21 protein-coding genes are annotated in these 20,825 nt (G+C 69.8%); 9 read left to right on the top strand and 12 right to left on the bottom strand.

Annotation, left to right across the window (positions count from 1 at the left end):
• The first annotated feature begins 26 nt into the window (after nucleotides 1-26).
• The 4 genes from ACWDO5_RS22150 to ACWDO5_RS22135 all read left to right on the top strand — a co-directional run bounded on the left by ACWDO5_RS22150 (nucleotide 27) and on the right by ACWDO5_RS22135 (nucleotide 3,171).
• Nucleotides 27-1,589, top strand: coding sequence for an ATP-binding protein (locus ACWDO5_RS22150; RefSeq protein WP_450532057.1), 1,563 nt, complete (start codon nucleotides 27-29; stop codon nucleotides 1,587-1,589).
• Nucleotides 1,586-2,230: a hypothetical protein gene (locus ACWDO5_RS22145; protein WP_450532056.1), complete on the top strand. Its 645-nt coding sequence runs from the start codon at nucleotides 1,586-1,588 to the stop codon at nucleotides 2,228-2,230. The genes ACWDO5_RS22150 and ACWDO5_RS22145 overlap by 4 nt, the downstream gene beginning before the upstream one ends.
• A 77-nt stretch (nucleotides 2,231-2,307) precedes the next feature.
• Nucleotides 2,308-2,877 (top strand): VanZ family protein, encoded by a 570-nt coding sequence (locus tag ACWDO5_RS22140; RefSeq protein WP_450532055.1) that lies wholly within the window; start codon nucleotides 2,308-2,310, stop codon nucleotides 2,875-2,877.
• A gap of 93 nt (nucleotides 2,878-2,970) precedes the next feature.
• Nucleotides 2,971-3,171, top strand: a complete 201-nt coding sequence (locus tag ACWDO5_RS22135) for a PspC domain-containing protein (RefSeq protein ID WP_450532054.1) — start codon at nucleotides 2,971-2,973, stop codon at nucleotides 3,169-3,171.
• A 68-nt stretch (nucleotides 3,172-3,239) separates the two neighbouring features.
• Here ACWDO5_RS22135 and ACWDO5_RS22130 read toward each other — a convergent pair whose 3' ends face one another.
• Nucleotides 3,240-3,620, bottom strand: a complete 381-nt coding sequence (locus ACWDO5_RS22130) for an ATP-binding protein (RefSeq protein ID WP_450532053.1) — start codon at nucleotides 3,618-3,620, stop codon at nucleotides 3,240-3,242.
• Between the two features lie 125 nt (nucleotides 3,621-3,745).
• Nucleotides 3,746-4,900 (bottom strand): adenosine deaminase, encoded by a 1,155-nt coding sequence (locus ACWDO5_RS22125; protein ID WP_450532052.1) that lies wholly within the window; start codon nucleotides 4,898-4,900, stop codon nucleotides 3,746-3,748.
• Between the two features lie 295 nt (nucleotides 4,901-5,195).
• On the opposite strand from ACWDO5_RS22125, the gene ACWDO5_RS22120 reads away from it, so the two are divergent.
• Entirely contained in the window at nucleotides 5,196-5,873 is a 678-nt protein-coding gene (locus ACWDO5_RS22120) for an alpha/beta hydrolase (RefSeq protein WP_450532072.1), read from the top strand.
• A 4-nt stretch (nucleotides 5,874-5,877) separates the two neighbouring features.
• On the opposite strand, the gene ACWDO5_RS22115 is transcribed toward ACWDO5_RS22120, so the two are convergent.
• A complete protein-coding gene (locus tag ACWDO5_RS22115; protein WP_450532051.1) occupies nucleotides 5,878-6,840 on the bottom strand; it encodes a LysR family transcriptional regulator in 963 nt (320 codons plus the stop codon).
• A 62-nt stretch (nucleotides 6,841-6,902) separates the two neighbouring features.
• Between ACWDO5_RS22115 and ACWDO5_RS22110 the strand changes: the two genes are divergently transcribed.
• The 4 genes from ACWDO5_RS22110 (at nucleotide 6,903) to ACWDO5_RS22095 (ending at nucleotide 10,271) form a co-directional block, all read left to right on the top strand.
• Nucleotides 6,903-8,171 (top strand): MFS transporter, encoded by a 1,269-nt coding sequence (locus tag ACWDO5_RS22110; RefSeq protein ID WP_450532050.1) that lies wholly within the window; start codon nucleotides 6,903-6,905, stop codon nucleotides 8,169-8,171.
• A gap of 159 nt (nucleotides 8,172-8,330) precedes the next feature.
• Entirely contained in the window at nucleotides 8,331-8,999 is a 669-nt protein-coding gene (locus ACWDO5_RS22105) for a L,D-transpeptidase family protein (RefSeq protein WP_450532071.1), read from the top strand.
• Nucleotides 9,000-9,066: 67 nt separating this feature from the next.
• Nucleotides 9,067-10,050 carry a sigma-70 family RNA polymerase sigma factor gene (locus ACWDO5_RS22100; RefSeq protein ID WP_450532049.1) on the top strand — a complete coding sequence of 328 codons (984 nt, stop codon included), beginning with the start codon at nucleotides 9,067-9,069 and terminating at the stop codon, nucleotides 10,048-10,050.
• The gene (locus tag ACWDO5_RS22095; RefSeq protein WP_450532048.1) at nucleotides 10,047-10,271 is read left to right on the top strand and encodes a hypothetical protein; all 225 of its coding nucleotides are present in this window, start codon (nucleotides 10,047-10,049) and stop codon (nucleotides 10,269-10,271) included. Before ACWDO5_RS22100 ends, ACWDO5_RS22095 begins: the two co-directional genes overlap by 4 nt.
• Here ACWDO5_RS22095 and ACWDO5_RS22090 read toward each other — a convergent pair.
• From ACWDO5_RS22090 to ACWDO5_RS22050, 9 genes are all read right to left on the bottom strand, one after another.
• Entirely contained in the window at nucleotides 10,255-10,629 is a 375-nt protein-coding gene (locus ACWDO5_RS22090; RefSeq protein ID WP_450532047.1) for an STAS domain-containing protein, read from the bottom strand. The genes ACWDO5_RS22095 and ACWDO5_RS22090 overlap by 17 nt on opposite strands.
• Nucleotides 10,630-10,708: 79 nt before the next feature.
• Nucleotides 10,709-11,986, bottom strand: coding sequence for a thymidine phosphorylase (locus ACWDO5_RS22085; RefSeq protein ID WP_450532046.1), 1,278 nt, complete (start codon nucleotides 11,984-11,986; stop codon nucleotides 10,709-10,711).
• 88 nt (nucleotides 11,987-12,074) lie between these two features.
• Nucleotides 12,075-12,476 (bottom strand): cytidine deaminase, encoded by a 402-nt coding sequence (locus ACWDO5_RS22080; RefSeq protein ID WP_450532045.1) that lies wholly within the window; start codon nucleotides 12,474-12,476, stop codon nucleotides 12,075-12,077.
• On the bottom strand, nucleotides 12,473-13,738 hold the full coding sequence (locus tag ACWDO5_RS22075) for an ABC transporter permease (RefSeq protein ID WP_450532044.1): 1,266 nt from the start codon (nucleotides 13,736-13,738) through the stop codon (nucleotides 12,473-12,475). Before ACWDO5_RS22075 ends, ACWDO5_RS22080 begins: the two co-directional genes overlap by 4 nt.
• A gap of 124 nt (nucleotides 13,739-13,862) precedes the next feature.
• The gene (locus ACWDO5_RS22070; RefSeq protein ID WP_450532043.1) at nucleotides 13,863-14,969 is read right to left on the bottom strand and encodes an ABC transporter permease; all 1,107 of its coding nucleotides are present in this window, start codon (nucleotides 14,967-14,969) and stop codon (nucleotides 13,863-13,865) included.
• Nucleotides 14,966-16,558, bottom strand: coding sequence for an ABC transporter ATP-binding protein (locus tag ACWDO5_RS22065; protein ID WP_450532042.1), 1,593 nt, complete (start codon nucleotides 16,556-16,558; stop codon nucleotides 14,966-14,968). The genes ACWDO5_RS22070 and ACWDO5_RS22065 overlap by 4 nt, the downstream gene beginning before the upstream one ends.
• Before the next feature lie 180 nt (nucleotides 16,559-16,738).
• Complete coding sequence (locus ACWDO5_RS22060; protein ID WP_450532041.1) at nucleotides 16,739-17,788, bottom strand: BMP family lipoprotein; 1,050 nt, start codon at nucleotides 17,786-17,788, stop codon at nucleotides 16,739-16,741.
• Between the two features lie 498 nt (nucleotides 17,789-18,286).
• A complete protein-coding gene (locus ACWDO5_RS22055) occupies nucleotides 18,287-19,552 on the bottom strand; it encodes an amidohydrolase (RefSeq protein ID WP_450532070.1) in 1,266 nt (421 codons plus the stop codon).
• A 162-nt stretch (nucleotides 19,553-19,714) separates the two neighbouring features.
• Entirely contained in the window at nucleotides 19,715-20,788 is a 1,074-nt protein-coding gene (locus ACWDO5_RS22050; RefSeq protein WP_450532040.1) for a hypothetical protein, read from the bottom strand.
• Between the last annotated feature and the right edge of the window lie 37 nt (nucleotides 20,789-20,825).

Here is a 20,825-nt window from a genome sequence, read left to right as displayed (position 1 = left end):
ATGGCCGACCGGAACGGCACCCCTCGGTGAGCGGTGCCGCAAAGCGCGCGATGCTCGCGGGACTTCGCTGGACGAGCCTGCGGCTGCGTCTCGTCGTCGTCTTCGCGCTGGTCGCGCTGACCGCTGCCGTGTCCGCGTCGGGCATCGCGTACTGGCTCAACCGCGAAGCCGTGCTGAGCCGTACGCAGGACTCGGCGCTCGGGGACTTCCGCCAGGAGATGCAGAACCGGGCCGCCACGCTGCCGCTGCGGCCCACGCAGAGTGAGCTGCAGAAGGCCGCCGAGCAGATGGCCGGCGGCAATTCCGGCTACAGCGTGCTGCTCATCGGCGAGGGGGCCGAGGGCAAGCCGATCGTCGGCGCCTCGGACCCGGACAGCTTCACGCTCGACGACGTGCCGGACAAACTGCAGGAGGCGGTGAACGAGCGGCAGGGCCTCGAGGGGGGCAACTCCGTTCCGTACCACCTCTACTGGCAGCGCACCCAGCGCGGCGGCAAGCCCTATCTGGTCGGCGGCACACGGATCGTCGGCGGCGGTCCGACCGGCTATATGTTCAAGTCGCTGGACCAGGAGCGCCAGGACCTCAACTCGCTCGCCTGGTCGCTGGGGATCGCCACCGCGCTCGCGCTCGTCGGCTCGGCGCTGCTCGCGCAGGCCGCGGCCACTACCGTGCTCAAGCCCGTGCACCGCCTCGGCGAGGCGGCCCGCCGGCTCGGCGAGGGCAAGCTCGACACCCGGCTGCGGGTCTCCGGCACGGACGAACTCGCCGAGCTGGCAAGGACGTTCAACAAGACGGCGGAGTCGCTGGAGAAGAAGGTCGCGGACATGAGCGCGCGGGAGGAGTCCAGCCGCCGCTTCGTCGCCGACATGTCGCACGAGCTGCGCACCCCGCTGACTGCGCTTACCGCCGTCACCGAGGTGCTGGAGGACGAGGCCGACAGCCTCGACCCGATGATCGCGCCCGCCGTGAACCTGGTGGTGAGCGAGACCCGGCGGCTCGGCGACCTCGTCGAGAATCTGATGGAGGTCACCCGCTTCGACGCGGGCACCGCCAGGCTCGTGGTGGACACGGTCGATGTCGCCGACCAGGTCACCGCCTGCATCGACGCACGCGCCTGGCTGGACGCGGTGGACCTGGACGCCGAGCGCGGGATCATGGCGCGGCTCGATCCGCGCCGGCTCGATGTGATTCTGGCGAATCTGATCGGCAACGCACTCAAGCACGGCGGTTCGCCGGTACGGGTGTCGGTGCGGCCGGTCGACCACGAGCTGCTGATCGAGGTACGGGACCACGGGCCCGGCATCCCCGAGGACGTACTGCCACATGTCTTCGACCGCTTCTACAAGGCGAGCGCCTCGCGGCCGCGCTCCGAGGGCAGCGGTCTGGGGCTGTCGATCGCGATGGAGAACGCGCACATCCACGGCGGTGACATCGTCGCGGCCAACTCCGCGGACGGCGACGGCGCGGTGTTCGTACTGCGGCTGCCGCGCGACGCCTCTTCGCTGAAGGACTGCGACGAGCACGGCGACGCGGATGCGGACGGTGACGAAGAGCGCAACCGCGATCGGGGAGAGGGAGACGCGCAGTGACGCCGAATGGCCGTACCCGTACCCGTACCCGGCGGACGGCAGCCGCTCTGGCCGTACTCACGACCGCCCTCGTGCTCGGCGGCTGCGGGATCAGGCCTACCCAGGTGCCGGTCGACGCGGGCCCCGCGCCCTCTCGCGTGCCCTGCCAGGTGACCACCGAGGACATGACGCCGCAGGCGCAGCCGCAGGGCGTCCCGGTCCGCGTCTACCTGGTCTGCGCATCGCAGCTGGAGTCCGTGGACCGTACGGCACAGATCCTCGAGGGGAAGGCCGTCGACAGCCGCGTACAGGTCGCGCAGGCGCTCCTCGACGAGCTCCAGAAGGAGCCGTCGTCGCCGGAGCACGAGGCCGGCTTCACCACATACGTACGCGGGCCGCTGACGCTGAGCGGGCCGCGCGAGGGCGATCCCGCGGGCACGCTGCGGCTGAACCGTCAGCCGGAGGACCTTCCGACGGCGGCGCTCGCCCAGATCATCTGCACCTTCGCGGAGAGCACGACGACCGCCGCTGACGGCTCGGTGCTGCTGGGCGGGCCCGGGGAATACGCGCCGCGGGGGTACCAGTGTTCCGCCGGGACCAAGGAGCGGCCCGACGAGGCCGTGCCGACCCTCGGCCCGCTCCCCTCGGCGTCGGCGTCGTAAGCCTCCCCCTGGGCCGGCCGGGGTTCCTCTTGGAACCGCGCGGAACCGATTCGCGCGCAGCATGCGTCTTGGGAGGCGTGCAGCGTCAAGGTCCGGCCGGCAGTGCCGCCATCCGCTTCCGCGCGGCGGGGGTCATCCTCCTCCTCTCGCATCTGCTGCTCGTCGCATGGCTGACGCTGCGCCCGCTGGACGTGGTGTGGGTGACGGCCGCGAATTTCGAGCCGTTCGCCGGGATCAAGGCGGATCTGGCGCTGGGTCCCGTTGAGGCCGCCCGCCGGATCGGCGAAGGACTGCTGCTGCTGGCCCCGCTCGGCATACTGCTGCCGATGGCGGGCGGCCGACTCGCCGTTTCTCCCCTGGCCTCGCTGGCCCGCACCATCGCGGCCGGAGCCCTGCTGTCGCTCGGCATCGAGCTGCTGCAGACCGGGGTGCCCGGCCGGGTGCTCGACGTGGACTCGCTGCTGCTGAACACGGCCGGGGTGGCCCTGGCCCATCTGGTGGTGGTGCCCGCCGGCCGGGCCCGCCTCCGTCGCAGGCAGGAGCGGGCGGCCGCGGGCTCCTCCCGGCAGAGCCGCGGGGCCCTGCTGCGGGATGAGGCGCCTCAGGGGGCGACCCCGACGATTCCCAGGGTCGGGATCGCACCATAGAGCGACGCTTTGACCCCGTTCGCTCGGCACCATGGAGTTATCGGGAGCACGACGGAGCTGCTCCCACGAACGGTTCTCGCGAAGGAGCCCACCATGGCCGCACTTGCCCGCCCCCGAGACGGACGCATGATCGGTGGAGTGTGCGCAGCGCTGGCAGGGCGCTTCGGCACCTCCGCGACCACCATGCGTGTGATCTTCCTGGTCTCATGTCTGCTGCCCGGGCCGCAGTTCCTGCTCTACCTGGCGCTGTGGATGCTGCTGCCGTCGGAGAGGACCGCCAACACCGCCTGGTAGTCCCTCCTGGCACAAACAAAGTGGGGCGCACACCCGAATCGGGTGTGCGCCCCACCTGTTGGCGTACGTCAGCCGAGGCCGGGCAGACCGCCGGCCAGTCCACCGGGCAGACCACCGGCCGCGCCGCCGACCGGGAGGCCGCCGAGCAGGCTGGAGACCGGGTCGGCCTGGTCGGTCGTCGGCAGCGCCTTGGCGGCAGCCCCCTGGACGGTGGCCGGCAGCGTGGTCGCGTTACTGATGAGCGCCTGCTGACCGCCCGCCAACGACTCGGGGGCGGCCGGGAGCTTCGTGACGGCCTCCTGGACCGGCAGGATGCTGGTGACCGTGTCCAGCGAGGTGGCGGAGTCGGGGAGCGCGGCGGGCGCGGCGGAGGCAGTGCCCGCGGTGGCAGCGGCGAAGGCGGCGCCGAGAGCGGCGATACCGAGAGTCCTGGCAGCAGACTGCTTCATCAGTGATGAGTCCTTGGGACGGGAGTAATGAGCGGCTCTGCAAGCTAGCCAGCCTTTCACAGCGGCCGCAAACACCACGAAGCGGCCGAGTGTTGACGATCCCGGCCGCTTCCGCGAATCCGCGATCAGCTCTCGCCGAGGGAAGAATCGCTGGTCGCGGCGGTCTGCCGAAACAGCCATTCGGATTTCAACTCGGCGTATCCCGGCTTGATCACGTCATTGATCATCGCCAGTCGTTCATCGAAAGGAATGAACGCCGACTTCATCGCATTGACGGTGAACCACTGCATGTCGTCGAGCGTGTATCCGAAAGTCTCGGTCAACAGCTCGAATTCGCGGCTCATGCTGGTGCCGCTCATCAGCCGGTTGTCGGTGTTGACCGTGGCCCTGAAGTGCAGTCTGCGCAGCAGCCCGATGGGGTGCTCGGCGTACGAGGCGGCCGCCCCGGTCTGGAGATTCGAGGTCGGGCAGAGCTCCAGCGGGATGCGCTTGTCCCGTACGTACGCGGCGAGCCGCCCGAGCCTCACGCTGCCGTCATCGGCGACCTCGATGTCGTCGATGATCCGCACCCCGTGCCCGAGGCGGTCCGCGCCGCACCACTGGAGCGCCTGCCAGATGGACGGCAGCCCGAAGGCCTCGCCCGCGTGAATCGTGAAGTGGTTGTTCTCCCTCTTCATGTACTCGAAGGCGTCGAGGTGGCGGGTGGGAGGGAAGCCCGCCTCGGCGCCGGCGATGTCGAAGCCGACGACGCCCGAGTCGCGGTAGCGGTTGGCGAGTTCGGCGATCTCCAGGGCGCGGGCGGCGTGCCGCATCGCGGTAAGCAGGGCGCCGACGCGGATGCGGTGGCCGCTCGCGCGAGCCCGCCGCTCTCCCTCGCGGAAGCCCTCGTTGACGGATTCGACGACCTCTTCGAGCGTGAGTCCCGCTTCCAGGTGCTGCTCGGGGGCGTACCGCACCTCGGCGTAGACCACGCCGTCCTCGGCGAGGTCCTCCGCGCACTCGGCGGCGACCCGGAAGAGGGCGTCACGGGTCTGCATGACGGCGCAGGTGTGCCCGAAAGTCTCCAGGTAGCGCTCCAGCGAGCCGGAGTCGGCGGCCTCGTGGAACCAGATGCCGAGCTTGTCGGGCTCGTGCTCGGGGAGCGAGTCATAGCCCGTTTCGCGGGCGAGTTCGATGATCGTGCCCGGACGCAGCCCGCCGTCGAGGTGGTCGTGGAGGAGCACCTTCGGAGCGCGGCGGATCTGGTCCGCGGTGGGCGTGTTGAGGGTCTGGCTCGTCATCTGCGCACTCTAGCCCCTACGCGCGTAGAGAGCGCCACCTCACACCGTGCGTCGATACGCAACAGTGACCATGCGGACGGGTGGAGTACACCCGCGCTTCTGAGACTGTTCTGCCATGGCACACCACGCACTGCCCCTGTGCTGGGGGCGTCCGGCCGAGGCGGCCGGAGGAGCGGACACCCGCCGCGGGGCGACCGTGACAAGGGGAGCGCGAGGGAGCCGGACGCCGCCGCGCGCCCGTCTCGGCCGTGCCGCCGGCGGGCGCACGCTGGGAGCCGACTCCGCCGCCGGCGGGGTGGTGCTGATCCTGCCGGACGGCGAGCCGGACTCGGCACGCAGGGCCTCACCGCTGTCGTACGCCGCGGCGCTGCCGCTCGGCCGCACGCTGGCCAGGGCGGGCCGCGCGGACGGCCTGTTCGTGCACGCGGTCCGCTACCGCTGCCGCGGCTGGAACGGCCCGGACGCGCACCTCGCGGCGGACGCGACTTGGGCGGTGGAGGAGGTCGTACGCCGCTACGGCGACGTCCCCGTCTGCCTCGCGGGCCACGGCATGGGGGGCCGCGCGGCACTCCACGCGGCGGGCCACCCGGCGGTCAACTCCGTACTGGCGCTGGCGCCCTGGCTGCCGGAGGACAATGTGGCCGCCCCGGAGCCGGTGAAGCAGCTGGCGGGACGCCACGTCCTGATCGTGCACGGCACGAACGACGCGCGTACGGACCCGGAGCTGTCCTACCGGCTGGCGGAGCGAGCCAAAAGGACGAACCGCGACGTCTGCCGCTTCGAGGTCCACTCGGACGGCAACGCGCTGCGCGAACACCAGGGCGAAGTCCAGGCCCTGGCGTCGGACTTCGTCCTGGGGGCGCTGTTCACGCGCACCTACGCCCGCCCGGTGGCGGACGCGCTCGCTGCTCCGCCGCCGATGGGTCTGCGGATGCCACTGGCGGGAGGTTTCGGGCGGTCGCTGCGGCCGTAGACGGTCAGTCCGGCAGCAGGCGGCCCCGGCGTGACAGCAGGAAGCGTTTGAACTCCGCCACCGGGGCGGTGTCGGGATGACCGTCCAGCCAGGCGACGCCGATTTCGCGGACCGCGCGCGGGGCCGTCACCGTCAGTTCGACGACGCCCGGGCGCGCCACCGCCGGGGGTGGCAGCAGGGCCACCCCCAGGCCCGCCGCGACCAGGCCGCGCAGCGTTTCCGCCTCCTCGCCCTCGAAGGCCACGCGAGGCGTGAAGCCCGCCTGAGCGCACAGGTCGTCGGTGATCCGCCGCAGGCCGTAGCCGGGTTCGAGGGTGACGAAGGTTTCGTCGGCCGCCTCGGCGAGGCGGATCCGCTTGCGGGCAGCGAGGCGGTGGTCGTCCGGCACCACGAGGCGCAGCCGCTGCTCGTCCAGACGACGGGCGACCAGGTCGGGCGCGTCCGGGACCGGCGAGGTCAGACAGAGGTCGAGCTCGCCGGCGCGCAGGCGCTCGATCATGGCCTCGCCGTAGTTCTGGACGAGGGTGAAGCGAATACGCGGATGGTCCGCCCGGAACGCCCGGATCAGCCCCGGCACGGTCTCCCAGCCCATCGTGTGCAGAAAGCCGAAGGCCACCTTCCCCGCCCCCGGATCCGCGTCCGCCTGCACCGACTCCGCCGCCCGCTCCACCTCCGCGAGCGCCCGCTCCACGGAGGTGAGGAAGGTCCGGCCGGCCGGCGTCAGCGACACCGTACGGCCCTTGCGGGCGAACAGCGTGACCCCCAGATCCTCCTCGAGCCGCACGATCGCCCGCGACAGCGTCGACTGCGGGACGCCCATCTCCTGCGCCGCACGGGTCACATGCTCCTGACGGGCCACCCCGGCGAAGTACGCCAGGCGCGGAGCGAGCAGCAGTGCTGTGTCCTTTGCGTATTCTGCGTAACTGCTGGGTGACAGCCGCGCCTGTGAGCTGTGTTGATGCACCATAGGAACGATTATTGCCATTCCATGCATTGGACGCATGAAATACCAGGCCGTACGTTCGATGCATGCCTCCTGCCAGTACCAAGGCGCCCACCACCCCTGTGGGCGCCGACTCCGACCACCGCCTCGCCCCTTCCTCCCCCGGCTACCGCCGCATGAGCTTCGCGCTCTTCGCCGCCGGTGTCGCCACCTTCGCCCTCCTCTACTCCACGCAAGCGCTGCTGCCCGCCGTCTCCGCCGGCTTCGGCGTGAGCGCGAGCGCCGCCAGCTGGACGGTCTCCGCCGCGACGGGGGCGCTGGCTCTGTGCGTACTGCCGATGAGTGCCCTCTCCGAGCGGTACGGGCGACGCACCATGATGACGGTCTCGCTCGCGGTCGCCGTCGTGGTCGGGCTGCTGGTGCCGTTCGCGCCGAGCCTCGAGTGGCTGGTGGCGCTGCGCGCCGTGCAGGGCGCTGCGCTCGCCGGGCTGCCGGCGGCGGCGATGGCGTATCTCGCGGAAGAGGTGCGGCCCAAGGCGCTGGTCGCCGCGATCGGCCTGTTCGTGGCGGGTAACAGCATCGGCGGCATGAGCGGCCGGATCCTCACGGGCTGGGTGGCGCAGCTGTGGGGCTGGCGCGCGGCCCTTGCCGCGGTCGGCCTGATGGCAGTGGTGTGCGCGGTGGTCTTCCGCGCGATGCTCCCCAAGGCCCGTCATTTCACGCCTGGTTCGCTGAACCCGCGCGCCCTGGTGAAGACCGTCCGCGGCCATCTCGCCAACCCGCTGCTGCTGCGGCTGTACGCGATCGGCGCACTGTTCATGACCGTCTTCGGCGCGGTCTACACGGTGATCGGCTACCGGCTGGTCGAGGCCCCCTTCAGTCTCCCCCAGGGCATCGTCGGCTCGATCTTCCTGGTCTACCTGGTCGGCACGGTCTCCTCCGCAACGGCCGGCAAGCTCGTCGCCCGCCTCGGGCGCCGCGGCGCGCTGTACCTCGCGGTCACCACCACCGCGGCCGGCCTGCTGCTGTCGCTGGCACAGTCGCTGCCCGCCGTGCTGCTCGGCCTGGTGCTGATCACCGGCGGCTTCTTCGCCGGCCACGCGGTCGCCTCGTCCTCGGTGAGCCGTACGGCCAAGACGGGCCGCGGCCAGGCGTCGGCGCTCTACCAGTCGGCGTACTACCTCGGCAGCAGCGCGGGCGGCACGCTCGGCGCGGTCGCCTTCCACTGGGGCGGCTGGGCGGGCACGGTTCTGCTGGGCCTGCTCGCGGTCCTCGGCGTCGTATCGATCACGCTGTACGGGACGCGGGTGGCCCGGGCCGAGCACCGGCTGTTCCTGGCGGCGGCCCGCCACTGAGATTCCATACCGAATCCGTACAACTCCAGCCCCCTTACGTGCGTCAAACCGCAGAGCGGTCGCAACCGCATGGGGAACAAAGGGGAGTTGGTGGCTGTGAAATACACAGACGGGACACAAGGGGTAAGAGGGACACGCGGCATACGCAGGCGAGCAGGCATCGTGCTCGGACTGACCGGCCTGGTGGTCCCCCTGACCGTGGCACTGGGCAGCGCACCCGCGTACGCCGCGTCGTGCACGACGTCCACAGGGCCGTACCAGAAGCAGGTCGAGAAGTTCCTGGGACGCCCGGTGGACGGGAAGCAGTCGGCTGCCGACTGCAAGGCCATCCGCGCCTTCCAGGCCAAGCACGGCATCACCCCGACCATCGGTTACGCGGGGCCGCTGACCTGGCGCACCATGAACACGATGCTCGCGCAGCGGGAGGCCGGAAAGACCCCGAACAAGGCGGGCAAGTGCCCGACCAACAAGGGCCGTATCGCGTGCGTCGACCTGACCCGCCAGCTGACCTGGATCCAGGACGGCAAGCATCTCAAATACGGCCCGGTGCCGGTGCGCACGGGCAAGAACGGCACCGAGACCCGGACCGGCGCGAAGAAGATCTACTGGCGCAGCATCAACCACTGGTCGACGCTCTACAACGTGCGGATGCCGTATTCGCAGTTCTTCGACGGCGGCCAGGCCTTCCACTCCACCACGAAGTCGATGTACAACCCGCCCGGCTCCGGCGGTTGCGTCAATATGCGCCCCGCGGACGCGAAGGCATACTGGAATCTGCTGAAGAACGGCGACGACGTCTACGTCTACGGGCGCAAACCCGGAACCTGATCCGCATTGTCAGTCCCCTCCTGTAGGTTCCGAATGGCTGGTGCCAAGGGCGACAGGGGCGAACCCGATGAATGATCTGGCAGCGACGCAGGACCTGGATTCCAGGCTGGAGCAGTACCGAAGGGAGCTGACCGGCTACTGCTACCGCATGCTGGGCTCGGCCTTCGAGGCGGAGGACGCCGTCCAGGACACCATGGTGCGGGCCTGGCGGAACTTCGAGAAGTTCGAGGGGCGGTCGTCGCTGCGGTCATGGCTCTACCGCATCGCGACGAACGTCTGTCTGGACATGCTCAATGCCGGCAACCGCCGGGCCCGCCCGATGGACCTCACGGCTGCCACGCCGGTGGCCCAGGCACAGCTCACCTCCCGCCCGGAGATCACCTGGCTGGAGCCGGTGCCGGACGGGCGGGTGCTTGCGTCGGCCGCCGACCCGGCTCAGACGGCCGTGGAGCGGGAGACCATCCGGCTGGCGTTCGTCGCAGCGCTGCAGCATCTGCCGCCCAAGCAGCGTGCCGTGCTGATCCTGCGCGAGGTGCTGGCCTGGAAGGCGAGCGAGGTGGCCGAGCTGCTCGCCACCTCGGTCGCCTCGGTGAACAGCGCGCTGCAGCGGGCGCGGGCGACACTCGCCGAATCGGAGCCGGCCTCGACCGACTCGGCCGACCCGCTCGACGACGAGCAGCAAAAGCTTCTCGACCGCTATGTCGCGGCCTTCGAGAGGTACGACATGCAGGCGCTGACGGCACTGCTCCACGAGGACGCGACGATGTCCATGCCGCCGTACGACCTGTGGCTGCGCGGCCATGACGACATCGTGGGATGGATGCTCGGCGTCGGCGACGCCTGCCGCGGCTCGAAGCTGCTCCCGACCGTGGCGAACGGCATGCCGGCCTTCGCGCATTACCACCCGAGCCAGACGGGCGACGGCTATGAGCCGTGGGCGCTCATCGTCCTGGAGATCTCCGGTGGCAAGATCGGCGGAATGGACTTCTTCCTGGACACCAAGCGCTGGTTCCCGCTGTTCGATCTGCCGAAGCGGCTGGAGAAGGCGTGAGAGTGCCGCGCGGTCTGGTGCTCGCCTGGGCGGTGCTCGTGATCGCCGGGTACGGGATGACACTGGTGATGGACGAGCCGAAGGAGGTGAACCCGGAGGGGCCGGTGGGTCCGCAGCGGCCGCCGGATCCCACGCGGGTGACGCGGGGCTGCCCGGCGCCGCCGGGAGCCGAGCGGGAAGACGGCGCGGCGTACGCCTGCGCGGTCAAGCTGGAGGACTGAGCGCGGGTTCGTCGTCGCCGAGGTTGTCTCCGAGTCCGACGAGGTCGAGCAGCAGGATCAGCTCACGACCGGCGTTCCGCACCCGCACGTTCCGGCCGAGGCGGCGGGCGGTGAGCCGCAGGCGGGCGATGGCGTTCACGGCGGTGAGGTCGGCGACGGTGAGCCCGCCGGCGTCACAGATCACGTCCCCGGTCTCGGTGTCAGGGCAGGCGTCGGCCCCGATGCCGGTGACGGCTTGTGCCTGCAACTGCGCGCACAGCAGCGGCACATCGGCCGGGGTGACCCGGCCGATGAGCTTGAGAACGATCGGCTCTGTGCTGTCCACATCAGGAAGACCCGCGCCGCGGCAAGAACTCATCGCCACGCGCGTACCAAGCACGCCGAACGGGACCGCGGGGGTCCACCGGTCCCGTTCACCCAAAGGAGAAAGCCGCAGGTCAGGCGATGCGGTCCAGCACGATCGGGCGCGCCTCGTGCACCGTGCCCGCCGGAGCGATGTCGTACGCCGCCTTCAGCGAGTCCAGCGCGTAGTCGAACTTCTCGGGGGTGTCCGTGTGCAGGGTCAGCAGCGGGGCGCCCGCGGTCACCGTCTCGCCCGGCTTGGCGTGGAGTTCGACGCCCGCGCCCGCCTGGACCGGGTCCTCCTTGCGGGCGCGGCCCGCGCCCAGACGCCAGGCCGCGATGCCGATGTCGTAGGCGTCGAGGCGGGTAAGGACGCCGGAGGAGGGGGCCGTCACCACGTGCTGCTCTCGGGCGACCGGGAGCGGGGCGTCGGGGGCGCCGCCCTGGGCCGCGATCATGCGGCGCCAGACGTCCATCGCGGAGCCGTCGGCCAGGGCCTTGGCCGGGTCCGCGTCCTTGAGGCCGGCCGCGTCGAGCATTTCGCGGGCCAGCGCCAGTGTCAGCTCGACGACGTCGGCGGGGCCGCCGCCCGCCAGCACCTCGACGGACTCGCGGACCTCGAGCGCGTTGCCCGCGGTGAGGCCGAGCGGGGTGGACATGTCGGTGAGCAGCGCGACGGTCTTCACACCGCTGTCGGTGCCCAACTCGACCATGGTGGACGCCAGTTCGCGGGCGTCCTCGATGGTCTTCATGAACGCGCCGGTGCCGACCTTGACGTCCAGGACCAGTGACCCGGTGCCCTCGGCGATCTTCTTGGACATGATCGACGAGGCGATGAGCGGGATCGCCTCGACGGTGCCGGTGACATCGCGCAGCGCGTACAGCTTCTTGTCCGCCGGGGCGAGTCCGTCGCCCGCCGCGCAGATCACCGCGCCGGTGGAGTCCAGGACGTGCAGCATCTCCTCGTTGGACAGCAGCGCGCGCCAGCCGGGGACGGACTCCAGCTTGTCGAGGGTCCCGCCGGTGTGGCCGAGGCCGCGTCCGGACAGCTGCGGTACGGCGGCGCCGCACGCCGCCACCAGGGGCGCGAGCGGCAGCGTGATCTTGTCGCCGACGCCGCCGGTGGAGTGCTTGTCGGCGGTGGGGCGGGACAGCGCGTCGAAATTCATGCGCTCACCGGAGGCGATCATCGCCGCAGTCCAGCGGGCGATCTCCGTACGGTTCATGCCGTTCAGCAGGATCGCCATCGCCAGCGCCGACATCTGCTCGTCGGCGACCTCTCCGCGGGTGTACGCGTCGATGACCCAGTCGATCTGCTCCGGGCTCAGCTCGCCCCGGTCCCGCTTGGTGCGGATGACGGAGATGGCGTCCATGGGGAGTCCTCCAGTGTGCGCTCTACGCGCCTGTGCACGCATAGAGAGTAGGGAAAGCGGCCTCCCGCCGGAGCGGGAGGCCGAGGGGCTAGCGCAGATGCCCGGGCCCGAAGGCCTGCGGCAGCATCTCGGAGAGCGGGAGCACCCCTTCCGGGGTCTCCAGCAGCAGCTCGGGGCCGCCGAATTCGAACAGCAGCTGCCGGCACCTGCCGCACGGCACCAGGATCTCGCCCCGGCCGTCCACGCAGGTGAAGTGGGTCAGCCTGCCGCCGCCGGTGGCCTGCAGCGCGGAGACCAGACCGCACTCCGCGCACAGGCTCAGGCCGTACGAGGCGTTCTCGACGTTGCAGCCGATGATCGTACGGCCGTCGTCGACGAGCGCGGCCACGCCGACCGGGAAGCCCGAGTAGGGGACGTACGCCCGGGACATGGCCTCGCGCGCCCGCTCGCGCAGAGCGTCCCAGTCGACTTCCCGGGCGACGGCGGTCACTTGCCCTCACCCCTGCGGTACGGCATGCCGTCCGCCTTGGGCATCCGCAGGCGTTGGGCGGACAGCGCCAGGACCAGCAGCGTGGTGACGTACGGCGCGGCGTCCACGAACTGGCTCGGCAGCGCGTCGGTCAGCGAGTACCAGGTGAACAACAGGGCGGACACGGCCGCGGCGATCACGGCCTGCAGGTACTTCTTCTTGTACAGCTGCCAGACCACGACCACCACCAGCAGGATCGCCAGCAGAAGCAGCATCGCGTGGACGTTCTGGGCACCGCCGCGCAGCTTGAGGCCGTCGGTGAAGCCGAAGAGCCCCGCGCCCAGCGCCATGCCGCCCGGCATCCAGTTGCCGAAGATCATCGCGGCGAGACCGATGTAGCCGCGACCGCCGGTCTGGCCCTCCTGATAGATGCCGGTGGAGACGATGGCGAGGAAGGCGCCGCCGAGACCGGCCAGACCGCCGGAGACGACGACGGCGATGTACTTGTACTTGTAGACGTTGACGCCGAGGGTCTCGGCGGCGACCGGGTTCTCACCGCAGGAGCGCAGCCGCAGCCCGAAGGCCGTACGCCACAGCACCCACCAGGTGCCCGGGACCAGCAGGATCGCCAGGACGGTCAGCAGCGACAGGTTGGTCACCAGACCACCGAGGACACCGGCCAGGTCGGAGATGAAGAACCAGTGCCGGGCCTGGAGGTCCGCCAGCCAGTCCGAGAGTCCCGGGACGGTGATGTCGGTGATCGGGTCGATGCGCGGGGACTGCTTGGACGAGCCGCCCTCGGCCTCGGCGAAGGTGAAGTTCGACAGATAGCGGGTGACGCCCACGGCCAGGATGTTGATGGCCACACCGGAGACGATGTGGTTGACGTTGAACGTCACCGTGATGATCGCGTGCAGCAGGCCGCCGAGCGCGCCGCCGACGATGCCCACCAGGACACCGGTCCACGGTCCCCACTGGTAGCCCGCCCAGGCACCGAACCAGGTGCCGAGGATCATCATGCCCTCAAGGCCGATGTTGACCACGCCGGCCCGCTCCGCCCACAGACCGCCGAGTCCCGCGAGACCGATCGGCACAGCCAGCTGGAGGGCCCCGGCGACCTGACCGACGGAGGTGAGGTCGTTCGCGCCGCTGATCACGCGGACCAGCGAGAACAGCGCGAGGCCGGCCGCGATGATCAGCATGATGACCGGCAGGGACAGCTTGCGGCGTCCGCCGCCCTTCTTGGGCGCGGTGCTCGCCATCGAGACGGTGCTCGTACTCATGCTGCCGCCCTGCTTTCGTTCTCCCCCAGAGCTGACGTCTGGGTGGTGCCCCCATCTCCGCCCGCTCGGCGCGGCGGTGCGGCCTTCGTTTCCGTCTGCGGACCGGCGGCCTCGCGTGCGTCGCTCACAGAACGACCTCCTTCTTCTTGCGGGCCTGGGCGGCAAGTTCCTCGCCGACCTTCTGCTGCTGCCGGCGGAGCCCGTACTGGCGGACGAGCTCGTAGGACACGACGACCGAGATCACGATCAGGCCCTGCATGATCGTGGCGATCTCCTTCTCGTAGCCGTGCTGGTCCAGCGAGGCCGACGTCTTCTCCAGGAAGGCGATGAGCAGTGCGGCGAAGAAGATGCCGACCGGGTTGTTGCGGCCGAGCAGGGCGATGGTGATGCCGGTGAAGCCGACACCGACCGGGAAACTCAGGCTGTACGTGTGGGTCTGGCCCAGCAGCAGCGGCAGACCGGACAGGCCCGCGACCGCGCCGGAGATCAGCATGGCGGTGAGGACCATCTTCTTGGCGTCGACGCCGCTCGCCTGGGCGGCGGACTCGCTGGCGCCGGTGGCGCGCAGGTCGAAGCCGAAGCGGGTGCGGTTGAGCACGAACCAGTAGACGATGCCGAGCGCGAAGGCGACGAACGTGAAGCCGTAGATGACTCCGCCGTCGACGTCCAGGCCCGGGAACCAGCCGGACTCGGAGATCTCACCCGTCGTCAGGTCGTTGGAACCCTCGGGCTGCACACCGAGGTTGGCCGGCAGGATCATCCACGCGATCAGGCTGGTGGCGATCGCGTTGAGCATGATCGTGGAGACGACCTCGCTGACCCCGCGGGTGGTCTTCAGGATGCCCGCGATTCCGGCCCAGAAGGCGCCGACGAACATGGCGACGAGCACAATCAGCAGGATGTGGAGCGGCCCTGGCAGCTCCACGGAGGCACCGACGACTGCCGCGAGCATCGCCGCGAGTCGGTACTGGCCGTCCACACCGATGTTGAACAGGTTCATCCGGAAGCCGATGGCGACGGCCAGGGCCGCGAGATAGTACGTACCCGCCTGATTGAGGATCAGTACTTGAACGTCGGTGAACTCGGCGTTCTGCCACATCAGTTGGTACGGCTCGACCGGATTCCGGTCCGAGACGAGCAGCACCACCGAGGTGAGCGCGAAGGCCACGACCAGGGCGAGCACCGGGCCGGCGAGACCCAGGACCAGCCGGTCCTTGTCGAACTTCTTCATCGGCCCTCACCGTTCTCGTCGTGCTCAAGGTGGCCGGTGGCGGCGCCGGTCATGGCCGAGCCCAGCTCCTCCGGGGTGATCGTGGCGGGGTCGGCGTCCGCGACCAGCCGGCCCCGGTACATCACCCGCAGGCTGTCGGAGAGCCCGATGAGCTCATCCAGGTCGGCGGAGATCAGCAGCACCGCGAGGCCCTCGTGGCGCGCCTCACGGATCTGGTCCCAGATCGCCGCTTGCGCGCCGACGTCCACGCCACGGGTGGGGTGGGCGGCGATCAGCAGTTTCGGCGTGTGGCTCATCTCGCGGCCGACGATCAGCTTCTGCTGGTTGCCGCCGGACAGGGATGCCGCGGTGACCTCGATACCGGGAGTACGGACGTCGTACTCGCGGACGATCCGCTCGGTGTCGGTGCGGGCGCCCCTGATGTCGAGCAGGCCCTTCTTGCTGTTGGGGCGCTCAGTGACATGGCCGAGGATGCGGTTCTCCCAGAGGGAGGACTCCAGCAGCAGGCCGTGCCGGTGGCGGTCCTCGGGGATGTAGCCGATGCCGTCCTCGCGGCGCTTGCGGGTCGGCGCGTGCGAGATGTCGGTGTCGTCGAGAGTGATCACACCGCCGTCGGGGTCGCGCATGCCCATCAGGGCCTCGATGAGCTCGGTCTGGCCGTTGCCCTCGACACCGGCGATGCCCATGACCTCACCCTTGTGAATGGTGAAGTTGATCCCGGCGAGCACCTCGCGGATGACGCCGTCGGGGTCGGTCACGGTCAGCCTGAGGTCCGAGGCCCGCAGCATCGGGACATCCGTCACCGTCGACTCACGGGTCTGTGGCGAGGGCAGTTCGCTGCCGACCATCAGCTCGGCGAGCTGCTTCGTGGTGGTGGTGCGGGGGTCGGCGGTGCCGACCGTCGTGCCGCGGCGGATCACGGTGATCTCGTCGGCGACCGACAGGACCTCGCCCAGCTTGTGCGAGATGAAGATGACGGTCAGACCCTCGGCCTTGAGCTCGCGCAGATTGTCGAAGAGCGCGTCGACCTCCTGCGGGACGAGCACGGCGGTCGGCTCGTCGAGGATGAGGATGCGGGCGCCGCGGTAGAGGACCTTGAGGATCTCCACACGCTGGCGGTCTGCGACGCCGAGCTGCTCGACCAGTACGTCCGGGCGGATGTTCAGCCCGTACGCGTCCGAAATCTCCTGGATCTTCTTTCGGGCCCGGGCGCCGATGCCGTACAGCTTCTCAGCCCCGAGAACCACGTTCTCCAGCACGGTGAGGTTGTCGGCCAGCATGAAGTGCTGGTGGACCATGCCGATGCCGCGCGCAATGGCGTCGGCGGGGCTGGAGAAGGTGACATGGTCGCCCTCGATGGTGATGGTGCCCTCGTCCGGCTTCTGCATGCCGTAGAGGATCTTCATAAGGGTCGACTTGCCGGCACCGTTCTCACCGACGAGGGCATGCACGGTGCCTCTGCCGACGGTGATGTCGATGTCGTGGTTGGCGACGACGCCGGGGAAGCGCTTGGTGATGCCGCGCAGTTCTACGGCGGCAGGAGGGCTGGACGCGTTGATGACGCACTCTCCTTGGCGGGAAAGGAGCATGGAGGCATGCGGACGGGCTGGAGGCAGGGGGCGGGGCGAAGTTACCGCGTCAGAGAGCGATCTACGCGCGTAGCATCATTTGAATACAGAAAACCCGTGGCCGGAAACCGGCCCGGGGTCCGGGAGGCGGCTGCTCGCCGTCCTTCCGGACCCGCGGACCTTCGGTTCCGGGCCGCGCGATTACGGAGCGGTCTTAACCTTGATCTTGCCGGCGATGATGTCGGCCTTGGCCTTGTCGACCGCGGCGGTCACGTCGGTCATCTTGGTGTAGGCCGGGTTGGAGGCGGCCAGGCCCACACCGCCCTTGGCGAGGCCGTAACGGACCTCACCGGACTGCGGCTTGCCGTCCTTGACCGACTTGATCAGGTTGTAGACGGAGTCCGCGACGTCCTTGGTCACCGAGGTGAGGATGTACTCCTTGTAGGGCGCCAGGCCCTTCTGGTTGTACTGGTCCGAGTCGACGCCGATGGCCCACTTCTTGGCCTTGGCCGCGGCCTCGATCGAGCCCGAGCCGGCGAGACCGGCGGCGGCGTAGATCACGTCGGCGCCCGCGTCGAGCTGGCCCTGCGCGGCGGCCTTGCCGAGGTCGGGCTTGGAGAAGCCACCGAAGTCCGGCGGCTGGGTCAGGTACTGGACCTTGACGTTGACGTTGTTGTTGGTGTCCTTGACGCCCTGGACGTAGCCCGCCTCGAACTTCTTGATCAGCGGGGTCTCGACACCGCCGATGAAGCCGACGGTGTTGGACTTGGTCACCTTGGCGGCGGCGACACCGGCCAGGTAGGAGCCCTGCTCCTCGTTGAAGACCAGATTGGCGATGTTCTCGCCGGTCTTCGAGGTGTCATCGATGAGACCGAAGGTGGTCTTCGGGAACTTCGGCGCGACCTCCGCGATGGCCGGGGCGTAGGCGAAGCCGACGCCGATCACGGGGTTGTTGCCGGCCCGGGCCAGCTCGGTGAGGCGCTGGACCTTGTCGGGGTCGCCCTCGCCCTCGCTGGGCTCGGCTTCGGTGCCCTTGATGCCAAGGTCCTTCTCGGCCTTCGCGAGACCGGCGTAGGCGGCGTCGTTGAAGGACTGGTCGCCGCGACCGCCGATGTCGTAGGCGATGGCGGCGGCGGCGGCGCCGTTGTCCGAGCCAGCCTCGGAAGACGATTTGCCGCCACACGCGGTGGCGGACAGTGCGAGTGCCGCGGAGGCGATGCCCACGGTGGCGATCCTGGTGATCCGGCGCACGGAAAGGCTCCTTAGACCTGGCCGAAAGCGCCACTTCCGGCGCTGCGTTCGCGGCGATCGTAACGCGCGTAGATGTCAGTTAAAGACCCGTTCATCAGTCGTTATCGGATCGACGCGTGGAAGACTCTGCGGTTACGCCTGGCCGACATTCTTCCAGAGAACTCACATACTTCGCATGATCTATATTCCAGACACGTTTCGCCACGTGCAGCACCTCTCGTCATCACAGGCAGTGACCTGCCTCGATCCGGGGTCGGCCCCCTTCGCTACCCCACGCGGCGGCGCCGCAAGCGCGCCGGCATCCAAGGGCTCGCGCGCGGCGCGGTCCGTGCCCCATGGCCCGGCGAATGAGCGGAATTCTCTATTCTGCGGAGGGGGTCCAGCAAAGCGGCGACCGTTCTCGAACGCACAGAACTCAGCAAAGCCGGGGGAATCGGATTTTTGAGGTAGAAATGGAAGGCACCCGCGGAATCGCGGACGCCTCCCGCCCTTCTCGGCTCAGGCGGGGAGCCCATCGATCAGGGCCGCGGCCGTGAACAGCTCGACACCGACCTGGATCGCGTGCTCGTCGGCGTCGAAATCGCCGCGGTGCAGATCGCGCCGGGTCGTGTCACCCGGCGTACGCACGCCCAGTCGCGCCATCGCGCCGGGCACATGCTCCAGATACCAGGAGAAGTCCTCGCCGCCCAGGCTCTGCTCGGTGTCCTCGATTGCGTACGATCCCCGGCGCGCGGTCTGCGCGTCGCGCAGCAGTTCGGTCACCACCGGGTCGTTGACCACCGGCGGGACCCCGCGGATGTAGTTGACCTGCGACTTGGCCCGGTGCAGCGTGGCGATCTCGTCGATGGCCGCGTGCACCAGGTCGGGGGCCGCGCGCCAGCCCGGCAGGTCGAGGCAGCGAACAGTTCCGGACAGTTCGGCGTGCTGCGGGATGACATTGCAGGCGTGGCCCGCCTCGATACGGCCCCAGGTGATGGCGAGGCCGGAACGCGCGTCGACGCGGCGGGCGAGCAGGGCCGGGACCTCGGTGACAACGTTCGCGGCCGCGGTGACCAGATCGGTGGTCAGGTGCGGGCGGGCCGTGTGGCCGCCGGGGCCGTCGAGCGCGACCTCCAGCCGGTCGCATGCGGAGGTGATGGGTCCGGACCGCAGCCCGATAACGCCCGCGTCGACCCTGGGGTCGCAGTGCACCGCGATGATCTTGCCGACGCCGTCCAGCACACCGGACTCGATGGCGTCGGGCGCGCCGCCCGGCAGCACTTCCTCGGCGGGCTGGAAGATCAGCCGGACCGGCTGCGGGAGCAGGCCCTGCCGGTCGAGCTCGGCGAGGACGAGCCCGGCGCCGAGGACCGCGGTGGTGTGCACATCGTGCCCGCACGCGTGGGCGCGGTCGGGGACGGTGGAGCGGTAGGGCACCCCGGTCTTGGTGTCGGGAATGGGCAGCGCGTCGATGTCTGCGCGGATCGCGAACAGCGGCCGTACCCCGCCCGCCCGTCGCCCCTCACCACCCATGTCTGAGCTTCGCTCCCCCTTTTCCGTCCCGATGTCACAGACGAGTCCGGTGCCGATGGCAAGCACCCGCGGCGCGAGGCCGGCCTGCTCCAGGCGGGCCTTGATCGCGGCGGTGGTACGGAACTCCTGATTGCCGAGCTCCGGGTGCATGTGCAGGTCGCGGCGGAAGGCAATCAGCTCGGCGCGCAGCGATTCGGACAGCGTGCCGGGCAGTGCGGCTTCCCCGCGCAGGTCGGCGGACTCGTGGGACATGAGTTGGTTCACCTGTTGAAGAATAATCCCAGGTGGGGTCCAACTGGCCACTGATCAACAAAAGTTCAGCCCGATAGGGTAAGGAAAGACGGCCCCGAGGTGCATGGTTGTCCATCCGTATGGGTAAAATCACTCCTTCTTTCCGCCCGGCAGATCATGCCTTCAGGCCGGTGCGGGCAGCCGCTGCACATCCCGAGCCGTCCCCGTGACCCCCGCCAGGAACCCCTGGGCCCGTGGGGAGGCACTGTCCCTGAGCCATTCCGGGGCTATGTCGCAGACCGCGACCCTGATTCCGGTGCCCGCCAGGGCGAGCGGCAGGGTGTGCACCACGGTGGAGGGGAAGCTGAGGACCGTGGCGCCTATCGGGCCGCGGCGGGCGATCAGCTCCAGCGGCAGGTCCGGCCGGACTATCTCCAGGCGCGTCTCGACGGCGAGGCGGTGGAGCTTGTCCGAGCTCTCGCGGCGGTGCGCGAAATACCTGGTGGCGCCGTGCGTACGGGCCAGCGCGGCGACCGCCTCCACATACTGGTCCAGGTCGACCACCCCCGTCTCCACCAGCGACGTGCCGACCAGGTCCGCGCCACGGGTGATCTTGGGCGGGCCGTACCGGGAGCGGGTCCAGCCGAACCCGTTCGGCGTGACCGTGACCCCCTGCGGCGGCTCGACGGGCATCGAGGTGAAGACCTCGACATCGCGGTTGCGCGACGGGGTGAGCCGACGGCGGGCCAGGAAGGTGACCGGCGTGAGGACCAGCTCGCGCGGCCCCCGCCTGCCGCGCCGGTGCCAGCGCACCAACTTCTCGCCGCGCGCGAGCTGTGCCACGAACTCCATCGTGGCGGTGCCATCGTCGACCACGGTCAGATCCCTGCTGCCGACCAGGGTCAGCAGCAGCTGTACGTAGCGGGAGAACGGGTCCCCGATGACAATGCGCTCGGCGCTACGCAGCAGTGGGGCCAGCTCGCGCACCGTCTTGAGCGGCGCGCGAGCCCCTCCGCGCGCCTCCTGCCAGCGCACCGTGTACCCCTCGCCGCGGGCCAGCTCCGCCATCCGGCGCAGCTGGCCCCGCGACATGGGGTCGGTGGGCGACAGAACGACCACCGTGAGATCGGCGACACCGGTACGTGCCGTGCCCGCCGGCTGGGACGCGGCACCGGTCAGCGCCGCACCCTGCTGTGCGTGGCCCCACTCCAGGACGTTCAGGAGCTGGACCGGACTCTCGACAAAGGCGAGGTTCACCGTATTTCACCGGCTCAGCCCGGACCGTATCGACGAG

The sequence above is a fragment of the Streptomyces sp. NPDC000880 genome (assembly GCF_053599675.1).
The sequence above is the reverse complement of the archived record's forward strand: the minus strand, read 5'-3'. Positions and strand labels throughout refer to the sequence as shown.